17 protein-coding genes are annotated in these 17,511 nt (G+C 72.3%); 7 read left to right on the plus strand and 10 right to left on the minus strand.

Annotated features, from left to right (window positions below):
• Nucleotides 1–8: 8 nt before the first annotated feature.
• The 3 genes from ACWEOZ_RS03555 to ACWEOZ_RS03565 form a co-directional block, all read right to left on the minus strand.
• The gene (locus ACWEOZ_RS03555) at nucleotides 9–1,106 is read right to left on the minus strand and encodes an ABC transporter substrate-binding protein (protein ID WP_451909166.1); all 1,098 of its coding nucleotides are present in this window, start codon (nucleotides 1,104–1,106) and stop codon (nucleotides 9–11) included.
• Nucleotides 1,107–1,357: 251 nt separating this feature from the next.
• Nucleotides 1,358–4,837, minus strand: coding sequence for a BTAD domain-containing putative transcriptional regulator (locus ACWEOZ_RS03560; RefSeq protein ID WP_451909167.1), 3,480 nt, complete (start codon nucleotides 4,835–4,837; stop codon nucleotides 1,358–1,360).
• Between the two features lie 56 nt (nucleotides 4,838–4,893).
• Nucleotides 4,894–7,242: a BTAD domain-containing putative transcriptional regulator gene (locus tag ACWEOZ_RS03565; protein WP_451909168.1), complete on the minus strand. Its 2,349-nt coding sequence runs from the start codon at nucleotides 7,240–7,242 to the stop codon at nucleotides 4,894–4,896.
• A gap of 422 nt (nucleotides 7,243–7,664) precedes the next feature.
• Between ACWEOZ_RS03565 and ACWEOZ_RS03570 the strand changes: the two genes are divergently transcribed.
• The 4 genes from ACWEOZ_RS03570 (at nucleotide 7,665) to ACWEOZ_RS03585 (ending at nucleotide 9,771) form a co-directional block, all read left to right on the plus strand.
• A complete protein-coding gene (locus ACWEOZ_RS03570) occupies nucleotides 7,665–7,997 on the plus strand; it encodes a hypothetical protein (RefSeq protein ID WP_451909169.1) in 333 nt (110 codons plus the stop codon).
• Nucleotides 7,998–8,154: 157 nt separating this feature from the next.
• Nucleotides 8,155–8,778 (plus strand): helix-turn-helix transcriptional regulator, encoded by a 624-nt coding sequence (locus ACWEOZ_RS03575; protein WP_360551172.1) that lies wholly within the window; start codon nucleotides 8,155–8,157, stop codon nucleotides 8,776–8,778.
• Between the two features lie 38 nt (nucleotides 8,779–8,816).
• Nucleotides 8,817–9,089: a DUF6582 domain-containing protein gene (locus ACWEOZ_RS03580; RefSeq protein ID WP_451909170.1), complete on the plus strand. Its 273-nt coding sequence runs from the start codon at nucleotides 8,817–8,819 to the stop codon at nucleotides 9,087–9,089.
• Nucleotides 9,090–9,141: 52 nt separating this feature from the next.
• Nucleotides 9,142–9,771, plus strand: coding sequence for a TetR/AcrR family transcriptional regulator (locus ACWEOZ_RS03585; RefSeq protein ID WP_451909171.1), 630 nt, complete (start codon nucleotides 9,142–9,144; stop codon nucleotides 9,769–9,771).
• Here the strand turns inward: ACWEOZ_RS03585 and ACWEOZ_RS03590 are convergent.
• From ACWEOZ_RS03590 to ACWEOZ_RS03620, 7 genes are all read right to left on the minus strand, one after another.
• Complete coding sequence (locus ACWEOZ_RS03590) at nucleotides 9,755–10,798, minus strand: S66 peptidase family protein (RefSeq protein ID WP_451909172.1); 1,044 nt, start codon at nucleotides 10,796–10,798, stop codon at nucleotides 9,755–9,757. The genes ACWEOZ_RS03585 and ACWEOZ_RS03590 overlap by 17 nt on opposite strands.
• Nucleotides 10,799–10,840: 42 nt before the next feature.
• A complete protein-coding gene (locus ACWEOZ_RS03595; protein ID WP_451909173.1) occupies nucleotides 10,841–12,379 on the minus strand; it encodes a DHA2 family efflux MFS transporter permease subunit in 1,539 nt (512 codons plus the stop codon).
• A complete protein-coding gene (locus tag ACWEOZ_RS03600; RefSeq protein WP_451909174.1) occupies nucleotides 12,376–13,146 on the minus strand; it encodes an oxidoreductase in 771 nt (256 codons plus the stop codon). The genes ACWEOZ_RS03595 and ACWEOZ_RS03600 overlap by 4 nt, the downstream gene beginning before the upstream one ends.
• 72 nt (nucleotides 13,147–13,218) lie before the next feature.
• Nucleotides 13,219–13,719, minus strand: coding sequence for a response regulator (locus tag ACWEOZ_RS03605; protein WP_451909175.1), 501 nt, complete (start codon nucleotides 13,717–13,719; stop codon nucleotides 13,219–13,221).
• 93 nt (nucleotides 13,720–13,812) lie between these two features.
• Entirely contained in the window at nucleotides 13,813–13,965 is a 153-nt protein-coding gene (locus ACWEOZ_RS03610; RefSeq protein WP_451909176.1) for a hypothetical protein, read from the minus strand.
• A gap of 9 nt (nucleotides 13,966–13,974) precedes the next feature.
• The gene (locus ACWEOZ_RS03615; RefSeq protein ID WP_451909177.1) at nucleotides 13,975–14,358 is read right to left on the minus strand and encodes a DUF4180 domain-containing protein; all 384 of its coding nucleotides are present in this window, start codon (nucleotides 14,356–14,358) and stop codon (nucleotides 13,975–13,977) included.
• Entirely contained in the window at nucleotides 14,355–14,789 is a 435-nt protein-coding gene (locus tag ACWEOZ_RS03620; RefSeq protein ID WP_451909178.1) for a helix-turn-helix domain-containing protein, read from the minus strand. Before ACWEOZ_RS03620 ends, ACWEOZ_RS03615 begins: the two co-directional genes overlap by 4 nt.
• A gap of 115 nt (nucleotides 14,790–14,904) precedes the next feature.
• Between ACWEOZ_RS03620 and ACWEOZ_RS03625 the strand changes: the two genes are divergently transcribed.
• The 3 genes from ACWEOZ_RS03625 (at nucleotide 14,905) to ACWEOZ_RS03635 (ending at nucleotide 17,482) form a co-directional block, all read left to right on the plus strand.
• Entirely contained in the window at nucleotides 14,905–15,396 is a 492-nt protein-coding gene (locus tag ACWEOZ_RS03625; RefSeq protein WP_451909179.1) for a MarR family winged helix-turn-helix transcriptional regulator, read from the plus strand.
• A gap of 105 nt (nucleotides 15,397–15,501) precedes the next feature.
• Nucleotides 15,502–16,809 carry a sensor histidine kinase gene (locus ACWEOZ_RS03630; RefSeq protein WP_451909180.1) on the plus strand — a complete coding sequence of 436 codons (1,308 nt, stop codon included), beginning with the start codon at nucleotides 15,502–15,504 and terminating at the stop codon, nucleotides 16,807–16,809.
• A gap of 28 nt (nucleotides 16,810–16,837) precedes the next feature.
• Nucleotides 16,838–17,482, plus strand: coding sequence for a response regulator (locus tag ACWEOZ_RS03635; protein WP_451909181.1), 645 nt, complete (start codon nucleotides 16,838–16,840; stop codon nucleotides 17,480–17,482).
• Nucleotides 17,483–17,511: the final 29 nt, after the last annotated feature.

The raw sequence follows: 17,511 nt of genomic DNA on the forward strand, positions 1-17,511 counted from the left end.
AGGGTGACTCAGTAGGCGCTGGCGAGGTCCGTCTTGGCGTTGCTCTCGTCGTACTCACGGTCGGAGATGATGATGTCGGCGGGGATCGGCTCACCGTTGAAGAACTTGGTGGCGGTCTCGAAGGCCAGCGGGCCGAAGCGGGGGTTCGACTCGATGACGGAGGAGAACCAGCCGTCGCTGATGGCCTTGACCGCGCCCTTGGTGCCGTCGATCGAGACGATCTTCACGTCGCCGGCCTTCTTGCCGGCCCCCGTGAGCGCCACCTGGGCGCCGAGGCCCATCTCGTCGTTCTCCGCGTAGATGCCGTTGATGTCCGACTTGGACTGCAGCAGCTGCTCGGTGACCTTCTGGCCTTCCTCGCGGGAGAACTGGCCGGTCTGCTCGAACACCAGCTTGATGTCGGGAGCGACCTTGGCGATCTGGTCCTTGAAACCCTTGGTACGCAGCGTGGTCACGTTGTTGCCGGGTGAGCCGAGCAGAATCGCCACCGAGCCCTTGTTGCCCAGTGCCGCGGCCATCTTGTCGGCGGCGCGCTTGCCCTGCTCCTCGAAGTTCGACCCGATGAACGTCAGGTAGTCCTTGCAGGGCGTCGCGTTGATCTTGCGGTCGATGGTGATGATCGGGATCTTCTTGGCCGAGGCCTTGGCGAAGACCGAGTCCCAGCCGTCGGAGTTCAGCGGGGCGATCACCAGCAGCTGCACCCCCGAGTCGATCATCTGCTCGACGTCGCTGATCTGCTTGTTGAACTGCGAGTTGGCATTCGTGGTCTGCAGGTTGGCCTTGGGGATGCCGAGCTTGGCGGCCTCGTCCCGGATGGACTGCGTCTCGGCGATCCGGAACGGGTTGGCCTCCTTCTCCGACTGCGAGAAGCCGATCTTGGCGGTCTTCAGGTCCACCTTCGAGCCGCCGAACTGCTCCAGCGTGCAGGTCGGCACGCCGGCCGCGGCGGACTGGGCCACCTGGGCGCCGGCGGAGTTCGCCGCGCCGCCGGCGGCGGGTGTGTCGCTGTCCTCGGACTTCGCGCACGCGCCCGCGCCGGCGAGCACGACCAGGGCGGTGCTGAGGGAAAGAAGCGCGGGTCTCCAGTGTCCGGACATACCGGTCATGGGAACTCCTTCAAGGGTGGCATCGAGGATTTACTATCTGGAAACACATTCACGCACTATCAAACTTTTCCTGTCAAGGTCATGGCCACAAACCCCCAGAACCGAACGCAGCACTCCGTCGAGATTGGCCGGGAAATCCGCTAAAGTGCAGCTCAGCCGCCTACCGCTACCTTCTGTAGCGTGCTTTGGCGAATTTGTTACCGCTCACATTTGGACATTGGCGCTCGGCGATCGGCCGGTACGCGGGATCCTCAGCGGACAGTGGCCGTGCGGGACGTGCCGCGGGCCGGTTCCACTCCGTATTCCAACAGCCGTTCCCGGGTGCGGCGCAGGTCCCAGCGCGCGCCCAGCACGGTGTAGAACTCGGCCGCCTCGCCGCCGGTCGCCGCGGCCTCGTGCGGGCGGCGGTTCGCGGCGAGCAGCACCGCCGCGTCCTCTAGAGCGGCGGCCAGCTCCGGCACCCGCCCCACCGCCCGGTAGTGCTCGGCCGCGGCCAGCGCCGGCTCCGGGTCCTCGGCCAGCAACGCCCGGCAACGCGCGGACGCCGCGAACGCACGCGCCGGGCGTACCTCCTTGGCCGCCTCGGCGGCGCAGATCGCCGCCGCCTGCTCGGCGATGTCCCGGCGGCCGACGCTCAGGGCCAGGCGCAGCGCGTCGGGCAGCCACTGGTGGCGCAGCATCATCGGGGCGTACTCGGGGGTCAGCAGGGGCGCGAGCTCCCGCAGGGCGTCGGCGGGCCGGTCCTGCTGCTCCGCCACCAGGGCCCGGGCCACCAGGAGGAAATCGCAGCTCTCCCGCTCCGCGTCCGTCACGGGCAGCGCGTTGGCGGCGTCCAGGTGCGCGGTGGCCAGACTCCGATCCTCCCGGTGACCGGCGATCAGCGCCGCGACACCGTGCAGGAGCATCCCCACCGCGCCCGGCTCCCGCATGCCCAGGAAGGTGATCCCGGGTGCGTCGTCGGTGACCGCGCCGACCTCGGCCGTCGCGTCGTCCCACCGGCCCAGCCAGTAGTACTGCACCGCGGAGGCGACCTGGAGGGTGGCCGGCAGCCGGTGCCGGATGGCGAAGAGGGCGGCCTCGCGCAGGGTCCGCTCCGCCTCGTCCAGGCGGTCCAGGTTCTGCAGCGTGAACATCCGGTTGTCCAGCAGGTCGAAATACATGCCGGCGAACGTCGGGTGGTCCCGCATGATCTCCAGCGCGCGGTCCACGTACTCCAGCGCGCGTTCGTGGTCGCGGCGGATCGAGTTGGTCAGCCACGTCGTCTGCAGGGCGAAGGCGGCCTCGTACGGCTGCCCCGCCGCCACCGCCTCGTCGTGGACCCGCCGGGCCGTCCGGTCCGCCCGGTCCAGGTCGTCCAGCGGGCCGCGGCGGAAGTTGGCCAGCAGCACCCGGTGCCGGGTCCGCCAGATCTCCGGGGTCTCCAGATCGTCGACCGCGCCGGTGAGCAGGTCGATCGCCTCGCCCGGGGCATCCTGGCGGAACCGCATCGCCGCCAGCAACTGCCGCATCTCGGCCCGGTCGCCCGGGTCGGTCGCGGTCGCCAGCGCCTCGCGGGCCTCGTCGATCGGGTAGCTGCCCTCCCGGAACTCCAGCTTCACCAGGGCGACGAGCAGGGTCTCGCGCTGCCGGGCACCGGGCAGGCCGGTGGCGAGGACCTGCCTGATCAGCTCCCGCGCCGTCCGCGGCACCCGCTTGACCACCTCGGCGTGGTGTTCGGTGAGCCAGCCGACCACCCAGGCGTCGAGCACCGGCGTCTCCGCCGCCAGCTGCTCGGCGACCCTGGTCACCGGGCTGCCGCCGCGGGCCAGGATCTCAGCCGTCTGGCGGTGCAGCTGGGAACGGGTGGCGTGCGGGATGCTCGCGTACAGCGCCTCGCGCAGGAACGGGTGCCGGAACGCCAGCTCGGCGCCCGCGTCCACCACGACCGTGGCGGCCAGCGCCTCCTCGAGGTTGGCCATCAGGCTGAACGGTGGCCGCCCGGTCACCGCGATGACGTCGTCGACGGCGAACTCGGTGCCCAGCAGGGCCGCCAGCCGCAGCACCTCCTGGGTGTCGTCGCTGAGGAAGTCCAGGGTGGACCGGACCACGGCGAGCAGCGAGCCCGGCACCTCCACCGGCACCGACTCGTCGATGTCGGCCCGGCCGTCCACGACCCGTACGGCGCCCCGGCGGACCAGCGCCGCCGCGGTCTCCCGGGCGAAGAGCGGGTTGCCCCCCGAGTGGCCGGCCACCGCGCGCAGATGCGGGCCGACCGGGGCGCCGACCACCGCGGCGACGAGCTCCTCGGTCGCCTCGGCCGGCAACGGCCCCAGGCTCAGCACGTGCCCCTCGCGCAGCCGCACGCTGCGGCGCAACTGGGCCAGCTCGCGCCCGTTCGGCTCCGGCCGGGCCGCCGCGACCAGCAGCAGCGGCATGTGCCCGGTCGCCGCGACCAGCCGGTCCCAGAGCAGCACGCTGGCCTCGTCGGCCCACTGCATGTCGTCCACGACCAGCACGATCGGCGTGATCGCGCAGGCGGCCCGCAGGTAGGCGAGCACCCGTTCGGCCGCGATCGCCGGCCCGGCGTCGTCGTTCTCGCCGCTGCCGGGCGCGTGCAGCTCGGTGGCGATGGTGGCGCGCCGGGGATCCTCCGACGTCGACGCGAGACCCAGCGCGCGCGTGAGGACCTGCAGCGGAGTGTGCCGGTCGAGCTCGCCGGCCACACCCCAGAAGAGGCCGCAGCCGGCTTCGTCGGCGTCGGAGAGGGCGCGGGTCAGCACCTCGGTCTTGCCGATGCCCGGCTCGCCCTCGATCCACACCGCCGCGCCGGTGCCCTGCGCTGCCGCCCGGACCAGACCGCGCAGCAGCTCGACCTCGTCGCCGCGGCCCACCAGGGGCCGGTCGGTCAGTCCGTCGCGGATCGCCCGCGCGACCTGGATGGGCACCACCGCGGCGGGCCGGGCGGGCGGCTCGGTCGCGGCCATCGAGCCGTCCAGCACCCGGCGTTGCAGCTCGCGCAGCGCGGGGCCCGGCTCGACGCCCAGCTCGGCCACCAGCACCCGGCGAGCGGCCTGGAACGCCTCCAGGGCCTCGGCGCTGCGGCCGGCCCGGTACAGCGCCTGGATGAGCAGCTCGTGCAGCGGCTCGTGCAGGGGATGGGCGCGGACCAGCCCGGCGAGCTCGGCGATCAGGCCGTCGTCGCCCAGCTCCATCGCGATGCGGGCCCGCCGTTCCACAGCCGCCAGGCGCTGCTCGGCCAGGCGGGTCCGTTCCAGCTCGATGCGGTCGCCGGAGATGCCCGCGTACGCGTCGCCGTGCCACAGCTCCAGGGCCTCGTCGAGCACGCGCGCCGCGGCCCCCGAATCGCCGCCCGCCCGCAACTCCTCGGCCGCGGTGCAGAGCTTGGCGAACCGGTCGCTGTCCAGGTGTCCGGCCGGGATGCGCAGCGAGTAGCCGGCCGGGCCGGAGGTCAGGACCTCAGCCGCCGGCGGGCGCTCCGGGCCCCCGGCGAGCACCCGCCGCAGGCCGGAGATGTAGGTGTAGACGCTGCCGGGCGCGGTCGCGGGCGCGGCGGCTCCCCACACCGCCTCGATGATCTCGTCTCGGCTGACCAGGCGGTTGGCGTCCGCGACCAGCACAGCGAACAGCGAGCGCTGGCGGGCCGGCCCGAGGTTGAGCTCGTGGTCGCCGTACCAGGCGCGCAGCGGGCCCAGGACGGAGACGCGGAGCTGCTCGTACGCAGGATCCGGCATCTCTCCTCCGTTTCCGCCGCGGGAGCGTGCCTCACTCCGAGGAGACCACGGGCCGCTCAACGGATAACAGAAACTCTGTCACCCAGCAGGGCCGTCCGGCTGAGATGCGGCGCGGTCGGCTCGCCCGGCAGGTGCGGCCGGAGCCGGTCGATGAGCGACCGGAACCGGTGCAGCCACGGGTCCGGCAGCCGGCGCGCACTCAGCACGGCCCGGGCCACGTCCGCCGCGGCGACGTGCTCACCCTGCCGGTCGTGACTGCACGCCATGATCCACTGCATCTCGGCCTCGAGCCGCACATCCGTGGTGCGGGCGGCGACCCAGCCGGCCTCGGCGACCGCGTTCTCGCGCTGGCGGTCGAGCAGGCGGGCCAGCCAGGCGGTCAGGTCGAGCCGGGTCTCCTCGTCCAGCGCGTACTCCGTGCGTACGCGTTTGAGCATGCTGATCGCCACCTGCGGGGCCCGCGCCGAGAGCTGCTCGATGTGCTCGGCCAGCCAGCGGCTGGCGCTGCTGTCCAGCGGCACCGGGCCGGCCAGCAGCTGCCCGACGACCCGCTCCGGGGCCCCGCCGACCTGGGCGATCTTCTCGGCGAAGGACCGGTGCAGCATGATCCGCAACGCCGCCGGGGTGCTCTCGTGCAGCACCCGCGCCACGATCCGGTGCCGGAAGACCAGGGCCTCCGGGTCGTCGGTGAGCACACCGGCGGCCCGGGCCGGCCGCAGCACCCGCTGCAGCTCCGCGTGCGGGTGGTCGGTGACGGCGGCGACCTCGGCCACGGTGCAGTGGTCACCCAGGAACGCGGCCGCCCGCAGCAGGTGCCGGGTCTCCTCGCCGAGCGTGGCCAGGTGCGCGTCCACCGCGGCCACCAGCTCGGCCGGCGGCGCGCCACGGTAGGCGGCGTCGTCGCGCCGGGTCGCGGCCAGGTGGCGCAGGTAGTACGGGTTGCCGCCGGCATCGCTCAGCAGGCGGCGCAGCGTCCGCGGGTCGAACGGCTCGGGCGCGACCGCGCGGACCAGCGCGGTGGCCTCGTCGGCGGTCAGCGGCTCGAGGGTGATGATCTCGTCGGCGGGCACCTCGTCGAGCCCGGCTGCGCCGGGCCGGGCCGAGGCGACCAGCAGCAGCGGCAGCTCCCGGGTCAGCTCGTGCAGGGCCGCCCAGACCCGCAACGTGGTGGTGTCAGCCCGCTGCAGGTCGTCCGCGACCAGGATCAGCGGGGTCTCGGCGGCCGCCTGCCGCACCAGGGCCACCGCCCGCTCCACGGTCTGCGGCCGGGGCCCGTCGAGCGCGTCGGCGGCGACCGTGAACAGCTGCCGTACCAGGTCGCGGGTGGCGTCGCCGGACATCGCCGACTCGACGCACTCGAGCAGCACTCCCAGCGGCATCCGCTGGGCCAGCTCGTCGCCGAGGCCCCAGCCGGCGCGGCAACCGGCCGGCAGTCCGGTGCGCAGGGCCGCGCCGAGCAGCGCCGACTTGCCCATGCCGGGGGTGCCCTCGATCCGGATGCTGCGGCCCCGGCCGGCGGCCACGTCGGTGCCGGCCCGGCGCAGCCGGCGGATCTCGGCGTCCCGGCCGATCAGCGTCGCCGCCTCGGCGGGCGCGGCCGGCGGCCCGGAGCTGCGGGCCGGCGCGGACAACTCGTTGGTGCCGGTGAGGATGCGCAGCCGCATGGCCCGCAAGGCGGCGCTAGGCTCGGTGCCGGTCTCCTCCAGCAGCACCCGGCTCAGATGGTCGTGCACCTGCAACGCCTCGGCCCGGCGACCGCCGGCGTGCAGGGCGGTCATCAGCATCCCGTGCAGGGCTTCCTGCAACGGGTACGCCTGCACGAGCAACCGCAGCGCCGCGATGGCCTCCTCGTGCCGCCCCAGATCCAGCAGCAGGGCGGCGTGGCGTTCGGCGCTGGCCAGCCGCAACTCGGTCAGGCGCAGGCGCTGGGCGGCGGCGTACGGGCCGGGCACGCCGGACAGTGCCTCGCCCCGCCACAGCCGCATGGCCGCCTCCAGGGCCGCCAGTTCGGCGAACCGGTCACCGGCGGCCCGGTGGCGCCGGCTCTCCTCGCGCAGCGCCTCGAAGCGGAACACGTCCACGTCCTGCTTGCGGACGTGCAGGCAGTACGTGCCGCCGCCGGAGGTGAGCAACTGCCCGGCAGCCCAGCGGTCGCGTCCCGGCTCGAGCACCTGGCGCAGCGTCGAGACGTACGTGTAGACGTTGCCGACCGCGCTGGCGGGGGGCTCCTCACCCCACAGCGCGGTGATGAGCTGCTGGCGGGAGACCGCGTGACCGGCGTGCAGAGCCAGCACGGCCAGCACCGCGGCCCGGCGCGCCGAGCCCAGCGGGAGCTCCGTCTCGTCCCGCCACGCGCGTACGGGTCCCAGCAGGCGAAGGTCCAGACCTTCGTGCTCCGCCGTCATGGCTGCCCAACCTCGTCGTCGTGGGATCGCTGCCAACAGGTCGTCAGTTGAACATGCAAGCTTTCGTTCACCGCAAACCGATGTCCCTCATCGGGGTTCTGATACCGCTGCTGTGCCACCATTCCTAGCGAATGCGCGCAAGAGTGCAGATCCGCCGCGCGCAGGGGCAGCATATCTCCGCAAGTGATATTCGCGACTTGCCTTCTTTGCGTGACGAAAGCATTACGCATTCCGGCGGCCCTGCGTCCAGTTGTTGACGGTCCGTGATCGGTGACGGGCGGCTGGGCAATGTTACTGGTGGGTCAGGGCACTTCCAGGTGCGTGAGGTTCCGCCCGGAGCGCACTGCTGATGGACTCGCTGGCGATGTGCGGGCCGGCGGCACTGTCCGCGAGCCGACCGGCAACCCGGGCGAGGAGGCCAGATGAGCGGGAACCCACCTCCCCTGCCGTTCGCCGGGGAGTTGTTTCTGCACCTCGCCGCCGAGGGCCGGCTGGTCCTGGACGCGGTCCGCGCGGACGCGGCCATCGCCGGTCTGGAATGCACTCTGGCCCAGATCCGCGCGCGCCTGCGGGTCATCCGGATCTGGCAGCAACTGCCCGCGCAGCGCGTGGACGAACTGCCCGAGGAACTCGTGCAGGATGTCGTCGACGCGGTATTCGCCGACCAATTGGCGCCCGGTCAATTAGAGCGTGCGGCAATCGAGCTGCCCATCTACATCGAGGCGCTGCGCCGGGCCAGCGCCCCGCGCGATTAACCCGCTCGGACCGCGAGCCTGGTTAAGAGATCGGCAATGAGCTGCGTCGATCTCACCACCTTCACGGCCGATCGGCGGCGATGAAGGTCGCGTGAAGATTTTCTGAAGACCCCTTCCGGAGACTGGCCCCGGCCGTACCGATCAACCGGAGGTAGCAGTGGACCAGGTTCGGGTCGCCCTGCAGGCGATGGACCCGCTCAGCCACGCGGGGCTCGCCAGTTTTCTTCAGTCCCGGCCGGAGCTCACCCTGCTCCGCGCCGCCGACCGGGCCGACGCCACGGTGCTGGTCGTGTCGACCGACCGGCTCAGCACCGACGTGATCGCCATGCTGCGGCGCTCGGCGGCCGAGACCGGAGTGCCGGTGGTGCTGGTCACCAATGAGATCAACGAGACGGAGCTGCTCACCGCGGTCGAGTGCCGGGTGGTGGCGGTGCTGCCCCGGGCGGCGGTCACGGCCGAGCGGCTCGCCCACAGCGTCCTGGCGGCGGCCTCCGGCGGTGGCGTGATGCCGCCCAACCTGGTCGGTGAGCTGCTCAAGCACATCGAGCGCCTGCAGCGCGACGTGCTGACCCCGCACGGCCTGAACGCCTCGGGTCTGACCCCGCGCGAGATCGACGTGCTGCGCCTGATGGCCGACGGCTTCGACACCAGCGAGATCGCCGGCGAGCTGTGCTACTCGGAGCGCACGGTGAAGAACGTGATCTACGGGTTGACCCACCGGCTGAAGCTCCGCAACCGGTCGCATGCCGTCGCGTACGCCTTGCGCAGCGGAATGATCTGATCGTTTTCCCGGCCGCGACGGCGGGGTACTGCACCGGCATGGCCAAGAAGACCTGGAAGCCCGTGGACGAGCACGGCACCCTGTCCGCGGCGGACCGCAAACAGCTCCCCGACAGCGCCTACGCCTTCCCGGACAAGCGCAAGGAGCCGCTGACCGACGCCAGCCACGTGCGCAGCGCGATGGCTCGTTTCAACCAGACCAAGGACGTCACGGACGCCGAGCGCGATCAGGCCTTCGAGAACATCAAGGCCGCCGCCGCGCACTACGACATCGAGATGACCGAGGCGAGCTGGCGCGAGTTCGGCCGCTGAACGGCCCCGTGTTAGGGGTTCTCACCTTGGACCGCGGTTGTAACGTGACCGCATGGCCGCGGGAGGGATCAGGGACCGGTTCCGGGCGCAGATGCGCCAGGAGGTCAAGGAGGCGGCCCTGCGCCAGCTCGCGGAGGGCGGCCCGGGAGCGCTGTCCATCAACGCGATCGCCAAGGAGCTCGGTGTCTCCGGCCCGGCGTTGTACCGGTACTTCACCGGCCGGGAAGCACTGCTCACCGAGCTCATCCTGGACGCGTACGCGGATCTGACGGCAGCGCTGGCCGCCGCCGGCCACCGGTTGCCGGAGCTCGCGGCGGCCTACCGGAGCTGGGCGGTCACCCACCCCCACCGTTACCGGCTGCTGTTCGGAGCCCCGCTGCCCGGCTACGACGCGCACGACGAGCGGCTGGCCGACGCGGCTCAGCGGGCGATGGACGTGCTGCTCGCCGGGGCCGGACCGGGCCCCGCGCCCGAGCCGGCGCTCGCCGACGACCTGCTCGGCTGGGCGCGCAGACGCGGCGCGGACGGCATCGACCCCACGGTGGCGCTGCGCGCGGTCACCGCCTGGAGCCGGCTGCACGGCTTCGTGAGCCTGGAGATCGAGGACAACTTCCGGGCGCTGGGGCTCGACCCCGACCACGTCTTCGCGGCCGAGGTCGCCGCCCTCAGAAGTGCGCGATGATCCGCTGGGCCGGCCCGTCGACGGTGAGCCGCCCGCCGTACGGCAGCACCCACTGCGGGTTGGTGTGCCCGAAGTCCACCCCGAAGACCACCATCGCCTGCGGGTTGTAGGCCTCGACCGCCCGCAGCACGGCCGCCTGCTGCGCCTCGCGATACCGGGTCCGCTCGGCCACCGGCCGCGGGTCGGTGAACACGGTGCCTTTGGCGGTGCCCATCACGATCGCCGGGAACTGCTCCAGCAGACCCCGCTCGCCGAAGTTGCGCAGCATCCGGAACACCTCCTCGTCCGGCGGCATCTCCTCGGACGTCTCCAGCAGCAGGACACACCCGGCGTAGTCCTCGACCGGCCGCACCCAGCGGTTCGCGGCCAGCGTCCAGTGCAGGATCTCCAGGTTGCCGCCCCAGGTCGGGGCGCTCACCACCCGGTCGGCCCGGTGCCACACCCGGCCCGGGCTCGGGTAGGGGACCGGTGATTCGGTCGGCGCGGCGGCCGCGGTCCACGGCACCTCCTCGTCGGTGAACGTCTCGACCGGGCTGATCTCGAGGTCACCACCGGTGAACAGCGCTGCCCGCAGGGACTCCACGGTCGCGGACTGCACGCCACCGCCCCGGCCGAGCTGGATCATGGTGGACATCCCGTGACAGCCGGCGACGCCGTGGAACCAGAGCCAGTTCAGCAGGTTGGTGTTGTCGGAGAAGCCGAAGAAGGGCTTGGGATCGGCCCGGAACGGCGCCGGATCGAGATGCCGCAACACGGTGATCTGATCGCTGCCGCCGATCGTGGCGAAGACCGCTCGGATCCCCGGATCGGCGTAGGCCGCCATCAGATCCGCGGCCCGCTCCTCGGCGGGCGCGGGGCGGCGGGTGGTCGGGTATTCGACCGGCTCCAGCTCGAAGACCTCGCGCAGGCGCCGCAGCCCCTGCTCGTGCACGGCGGGGAATTCGGCGGGCGCGGCGTGCGCGGGCGAGACGACGGCGACCCGGTCGCCGGGCGAGAGCTTGGGCGGAACGCTGAACTCAGGACGCATACGGACATTCAAGTACGCCGGGCAAGCGAGTTACGCCGCCGCTCACTCGTCGTGGCGCGGATGGACCGGCGGACCCGCGACATCGCAGTACCTGCGGATCGGCGTGCTTACCGCCGCGTCGACCCGGGTGGCGGTGTCGCCGGCGGGCGCCGGGGCCGGGCCCGGGGTGGGGGCATGGGTGTGCGCGGGTAGATGGGTGGGAATCAGGATCGCGGCCACGGCCGCCCCCGCCAGCATCAGGACGGCGCAGATCATCAGGGAGTTGCGGTAGGTCGGGTGCAGGTCCGCGGCGTCGGTCAGGTCGCCCTGGCCGATGCCCGCCGCCAGCGGCAGGACGGCCACGGACAGCAGACCGGCGGCCCGGGCGACCGCATTGTTCACGCCGCTGGCGACGCCGGCGTACATGTCGTCCAGGGCACCCAGCGCCGTCGCGGTCAGCGGGGCCACCAGCAGGCACAGGCCGAGGCCGAAGACGATCACCGGCGGCAGGACGTCCGTCCAGTACGACGCGCCCGGGCCGATACGGCTCATCCAGAGCAGACCCGCCGCCGAGACCAGCGGACCCACCGTCATCGGGATGCGTGGGCCGATGCGCTGGCCCAGGGCGCCCGCGCGGGCCGACAACAGCAGCATCAGCACGGTCACCGGCAGCAGGGCCAGGCCACCCGCCAACGGGCTGAACCCGGCCACCACCTGCAGATTGAGCACCACCAGGAAGAAGACGCCGCCGTTGGCCGCGTACACCAGGAAGGTCACCAGGTTGGCGCCGGTGAAGGCACGGGCGCCGAAGATGCCCAGGGGCAGCATCGGGTGCCGCGAGCGGCGTTCGGCCACCACGAACGCGGCCAGGCCGGCCACCCCGATCAGCAGCGCGACCAGCACCTGCGGGCTGCCCGGGCCGTTGGCCGGCCAGGCCGTGAAGCCGTACGTGAGCCCGCCGAGTCCCGCGGCACCGGTCAGCACCCCGGCGACGTCGAGCTCGCGGGGCGCGGCCGGGTTGCGGGACTCGGGCACGTGCCGGGCCGCGACCAGCATGACCAGCGCCGCGACCGGCACGTTGATCAGGAAGATGAGCCGCCAGTTGCCCAGCTCGACGAGCCAGCCGCCGAGGAACGGGCCGAGCGCGCCGCCGATGCCGCCCAGCCCGGACCAGGCGCCGATCGCCTTGGCCCGGTCCTCGCGCGCGAACGACGCCTCCAGGATGGCCAGCGCGCCCGGGGTCAGCAGGGCGCCGCCGATGCCCTGCAGCACCCGGGCCGCGATGAGCATCTCCATGGTCTGCGCCAGCCCGCACAGCAGAGAGGCCAGCGCGAACCAGCCGACCCCGACCACGAACACCCGTTTGCGCCCGAAGCGGTCGCCGAGGGAGCCGCCCAGCAGGATCAGGGACGCGAGGCTCAGGGCGTACCCGTTGACCGTCCATTGCAGGCCCGCCGCGCCGCCGCCGAGGTCGTCGCCGATCGCCGGGAGCGCGATGTTGACGACCGTGGCGTCGATGAAGGCCAGGCTCGATCCGAGCACGGTGGCCAGCAGCACCCACCGGCCGGCGGCGCTGCGATAAGTGATGAGCGGCTCGGTCACAGCGTGCTGACCAGCCCACCGTCGATGGTGAAGTCGGCGCCGGTCACGTTGCCGGCGCGGTCGCTCGCGACCATCACCACCAGCGCGGCGACCTCCTCCGGGGTGGTGAAGCGACCGGTCACCGAGCCGGCGGCGGCCTGCTTCGCGACGGCCTCGGGGGCCAGCCCGGCCGACGAGCCGACGGTGGCCGCGACGCCGTCCCGACCCAGCCACAGGTCCGTGGCCACCGGGCCCGGACTGACCGTGTTGACCCGGACGCCCTGCGGGCCGACCTCCTTGGAGAGGCTCTTGCTGAAGCTGGCCAGCGCCGCCTTGGCCGCGCTGTAGTCCATCACCAGCGGGTCGGGCAGCACGGCGTTCACCGACGCGACAGTCACGATCGAGCCCCGGCTGCGCAGCAGGTGCGGGAGGGCGGCGCGGGTCGCCCGTACGGTCGCGAGCAGGTCGAGGGTCAGAGTGGCGAGCCAGTCGTCGTCGGTGATCGATAGGAACCCGCCGGTCCGGGGACGCGCCGCGCCCACGTTGTTGACCAGCAGGTCCAGGCCGCCGTACGCGCCGGCCGCGTCCTCGATCAGGCGGGCCGGTCCGTCCGCCGTGCCCAGGTCGACCGGGAACGTCCGGACCCCCTCGGCCGGCGGATCGGGAAAGCTGCGCGCACCGGCGGTCACCCGTACGCCCTCAGCGACCAGCGCGGCCACGACAGCCCGCCCGATGCCTTTGCTGCCGCCGGTGACGACCGCCGTCCTGCCTGCCAGCCCGAGATCCATGTCCCGGACCCTACGCTCGGCCGGCGGCGGCCGGCATCAGTCAAGCGACGGTGGCCGGTGAACCATCGCCGGTCAGGCCGTGTGGCGGACCGGCCGGGGCAGCGGGATCTGAACGCCGCGGGGCGCGGCCGCCCGGGCCGCGAGCAGCGCCGCGGTGGCGGCGGTCGACGGCTTGGTCGCCGTCGTGCCGCGCCGGGCCAGCAGCAGCTCCACCCGGTTGAGCAGCTCGGCCCGCAGGTACGGCTTGGTCAGGTAGTCGTCGGCGCCCGCGTCCATCGCGGCCAGGATGCGGTGGTTGTTGACGTCGGCGCTGATCAGCATGATCGGCAGGTGGGCGGTCGCCGGCCCGGAGCGCAGCAGGCGGCACAGCTCGATGCCGGAGGAACCGGGCATCCGTACATCGAGCAGCACGGCATCGATCCCGCCGGCCGCCAGCACCTGCTGGGCGGACGCCGCGTCGACGGCCTCCACGACCTCGTGACCGAGCCGGGCCAGCGCGAGCGAGATGAGCTCACGGTGATCGGCGTCATCATCGACGATGAGCACGGTCGGCACGGCGGTACCCCCTGCCATTCATGAGAATCTGCAGGACTGTTCGGCACACCCGTTCCGGTCACTGAGGCGTTCGGAGGAATTCGGATCGGTCCGCGTCCGGCCGGCGAGGGCTCAGCGCAGCCGGGAGAGCCACTTGCGGTCGATCTCGCCGACCTCCTCCTGCAGCTTGAGCAGGAACCAGGTGGCGTCCCGGCGGATGCCGAACGTCTCGGCGTACCGCTGGGAGACCGTCTCGAGGTCGTCGGACAGCCGGCGCAGATCCATCCCGCCAAATTACCGGCCGGGCGGGCCGGCGGCCGGGGCCAGATGTGCGTCGAGCTCGTCGAGATCGGCGACGAACCAGATCTGCCCGCCCCGGTTCGATTCGTGGACCAGGGCCCGCAGGGCCGAGCTCGCCGCCAGGTGGGCCGAGATGTCCCCGACGACGGCCAGCCGGACCCGGTAGTTGACGAACTTCTGCATGATCGCGCCGGCCAGCCCGGTGCCCAGGGTGAAGAACCGCTCCGGCAGCCGGGCGGCCGGCAGCGCGACGATGTCGGCGCCGGCGTAGGCCGCGCCGATCAGGTCGAGGGCGTCCTGCTCGGTGGCCACCACCGGGCCGTCGGCGGCGCAGACCAGCACCGGTACGCCGTTGCGCTGCTCCAGCCGGTCGGTCATCGCCCGTCTCCCGGGGTGAACAGGCCGTTGTCGGCTCCGAGCAGCCCGTCGAGCAGCTGGAGGATGTCGGCGGTCTCGGCCGGACCGCCGAGGATCACGATTTTCATCCGGGATCGTCCCCTGTCGTAGATGGTCTGCAGGCGCAGCGGCTCGGGGGAGTCGTGGGGTGCCTGGGCGCCGGCCGTGAGCAGGGTGCTGAGCCGGTCGGCTGCTCCCGGCACCAGGCCGTCGATCTGCACGATGCTGGACACCTCGACATGTCCGGTCCCGGTGGCCGGGGCCGGCTCGCCGGTCAGGGCGTCGAGGTCCGCGCGGGCGATCCGGTACTGCTTGCCGATCTTGACGGCCTTGAGCCGGCCGTCCCGGATGTAGTTGCGCACCGTGCGCACGTGCAGACCCAGCCGCTCGGCCACCTGATCGACCGAGTACATATCGTTCCCCATAACACCCCATCATCGCTGTCATAGGGAAGGATACAGTATCAAGCAGTGGTGACCACCTTGCTCGTGCACGCTTCGAATTCGAAGCAACCGTTATGATGGCGGAGTGACAGATGCCACCTCGTTGGACGCGGAACAGCTCCGGGCGTACCTGACGCTCAAAGAGGTCAGCAGCCTGCTCGACCACGCGGTGGAGCAGCAGCTGCGGGTGGACGGCGGACTCACCGGCCCGCAGTTCGGGATCCTCGCCCGGCTCAACGACGCCCCCGACGGCCGGCTGCGGATGACCGACGTGGCGGACGGCATGGTCTACAGCCGCAGCGGCCTCACCTACCAGGCCGGACAGCTGGAGAAGGCCGGCCTGATCAGTCGCTCACCGGCCGAGGACGACGAGCGCAGCGTCATCGTGACGCTGACGGCGGCCGGACGCGAACGGCTGGGCCAGGTCATGCCCGGCCACATCGAGGTGGTCCAGCGGCTGCTGCTCACCTCGCTGAACCGCGCGGACATCACCGCGATCACCGAGATCCTGGGCCGGGTCCGCGACCGGATGCGTACGGCACCACCCCGCTCGGCCGCTCCGCGCCGCAAGGCCTGACCGGCTGCCGGGCAAAAGGGTTGAGAGAGGGTCGGGTTAACCCTACTGTCGACTGGGCGGTCAGCGGGATCGGACGGGAGGCGTCGAGTGCCTAGCGTCAACGGTATGACCACCACCTCCGCTCCCGCCGAGTACGCCCCGGGTCTGACCCAGCGCCTCATGCGCCGGCTCGGCCAGGACACTCTCTACATCCTGGTCGGGTTCCCGCTCGGCATCGTCACGCTGGTCCTGTCCATGGTCGGCTTCTTCTTCGGCATCGGGGCGGCGATCATCTGGGTCGGCGTGCCCGCCCTGGTCGGCACGATCATGCTGGCCCGCGGCTTCGCCACGCTGGAGCGTGCCCGCCTCGTCCCGATCCTCGGGCGCCGGCTGCCGCACCCGGCCTACAAGCGGGCCGCCCCCGACGCCGGCATCGCCGGCCGGGCGCTGATCCCGCTCAGCGACGGGCAGTCGTGGCTCGATCTGGTGCACGCCATGTTCCGGTTCATCCCCAGCACCATCGCCTTCGCCTTCGCGGTCGCCTGGTGGGCCGGCGCGCTCGGCGGTCTGACCTTTCCGCTGTGGGACTGGTCGATCCCCCGCGGCCCGGACAACCAGGATCTGCCCGAACTGCTCGGCCTCGGCACCGACAACTCCACCCGGATCGTCTTCTACATGGCGCTCGGCTTCTTCTTCGCCGGCACCCTGCTGCCGGTGATCCGCGGCCTGGCCATGCTGGAGGCCGGTTTCGCCCGGGGCCTGCTCAGCGGGGTCAACGAGCTGCGCGAGCAGGTGGCCTCGGCCGAGGCGGCCCGGGACACCGCGCAGGCGCAGAAGGCGGCAGCTGTCTCCGCCGAGGCGACCGCGCTGCGCCGGCTCGAACGCGACATCCACGACGGCCCCCAGCAGCGGCTGGTCCGGCTGGCCATGGATCTGGGCCGGGCCCAGCAGCAGTTCAGCTCCGACCCGGAGGCCGCCCGGGCCACCGTCGCCGAGGCCCTGACCCAGACCCGGGAGACCCTGGACGAGCTGCGGGCGCTCTCCCGCGGCATCGCCCCGCCGATCCTGGTCGACCGGGGCCTGCAGGCGGCGCTGACCGCGCTGGCCGGCCGCAGCACGATCCCGGTCGACCTGGACGCGCCCCCGATCGCCCGGCTCGACCCGGCGCTGGAGACGACGGCGTACTTCGTGGTCGCGGAAGCCCTCACCAACGTGGCCAAGCACAGCTACGCCGATGAGGTCCAGGTGAGCGTCCGGCGGGCGTCGACCGGGCTGCTGATCACGGTCGCGGACGACGGTGTCGGCGGCGCGAGCCTGGCCAAGGGGCACGGTCTGGCCGGCCTGTCGGACCGCGTCGAGGCGGCCGGCGGCGTCATGAGCCTGGAGAGCCCGGCCGGCGGTGGCACGACCCTGACAGTCGCCCTCCCCCTCTGACCGGGGCGCAGCGCATAGGCTCGTCGGCATGCGGGTGGTTATCGCCGACGACGCCGTGCTGTTGCGCGAGGGTCTGGTCCGGCTGGTGGAGGAGAACGGGCACACCGTCGTCGCGGCTGTCGGCGACGGTCCGTCGTTGGTCGAGGCGATCGTCGAGCACCGGCCTGAAGTGTCCATCGTGGACGTGCGGATGCCGCCGTCGCACACCGATGAGGGGCTGCGCGCGGCGGTCGAGGCCCGCAAGAAGGTGCCGGGCAGCCCGGTGCTCGTGCTGTCCCAGTACGTCGAGGTCGAGTACGCCGACGACCTGCTCGCCGACCGCACCGGGGCGATCGGCTACCTGCTCAAGGACCGCGTCTCCGAGGTCGCCGAGTTCCTCGACGCGCTGCGCCGGGTGGCCGGCGGCGGCACGGTCCTGGACCCGGAGGTGGTCGGCCAGCTGCTGGTGCGCCGCCGCCGCGACGACCCGCTGCGCAATCTCACCCCCCGCGAGCGCGAGGTCCTGGGCCTGATGGCCGAGGGCCGCTCGAACACGGCGATCGCCCGCAAGATGGTGGTGACCGAGGGCGCGGTGGAGAAACACGTCCGCAACATCTTCACGAAGCTGGACCTGCCGCCGGACGACGAACAACACCGCCGGGTCCTGGCCGTCCTGACCTACCTGCAGTCCTGACCGTAGGGCTAGCCCTACCCTCGACCGGC

Source organism: Actinoplanes sp. NPDC004185, assembly GCF_053603475.1.